Origin of the sequence: Bowmanella yangjiangensis, assembly GCF_017255015.1 — a bacterium.
GTDB classification, from domain to species: domain Bacteria; phylum Pseudomonadota; class Gammaproteobacteria; order Enterobacterales; family Alteromonadaceae; genus Bowmanella; species Bowmanella yangjiangensis.
This window is the reverse complement of sequence record NZ_JAFKCS010000473.1, coordinates 1-589: the sequence shown is the minus strand read 5'-3', so window position 1 is coordinate 589 and position 589 is coordinate 1. Positions and strand designations below refer to the sequence as shown.

At 68.9% G+C, this 589-nt stretch carries 1 protein-coding gene; it reads left to right on the top strand.

What is annotated here, in order from left to right; translation table 11 throughout:
- Window positions 1-178: 178 nt before the first annotated feature.
- Window positions 179-589 (top strand): 7TMR-DISMED2 domain-containing protein (locus J0A65_RS25225; RefSeq protein WP_206596964.1); only part of this gene is annotated, 411 nt, incomplete at its 3' end.

Below are 589 nucleotides of genomic sequence, written 5' to 3'. Positions count from 1 at the left end.
TCATGCGCGGCGCCCTGTGCGCCGCGACGGGCGGGGGCGTTCTTCCTGGCGGATGAGACTCGCCCCGCAATCATCATCCCGACAGTCGGCTAGAATCCCTCTGCGCCTGACCGTTACCGCACGACAGAACAACGTCCACCGGACTCCGGCGCCCTCGCAGTAGCCATGAGGCGCCCGGATGCTCCGCCCACTTCGTTCATTGATGACCCTGCTCTGCCTGGTCTGCGTCCTGCCGGCCTGGGCGGGCGGCGCGCTGCCGCTGCTCAAGCTCGAGGCGGGCGACCTGGACGAGCCGGTCAGCATCGAACGCAGCCTGCTGCTCGAGGACCCCGGCGCCCAGCTGACCGCAAGCGAGGTGCTGCAACGCATCGCCAGCCAGGGCCGCGAGGTCGAGGGCACACCGCGTATCGGCTACAGCCGCAGCGCCTGGTGGCTCGCCACGCAGGTGCAGGCCCCGGCGGCGGAGCGCCTGCAACTGATCATCGGGCAGACCTTCCTCGACGACCTGGAAATCTGGCTGTACGACGGAGAACGGCCACTGGGGCCGCTCTACAGTGGCTCGAGTCGGGCATTCAGCGAACGTGGCGAA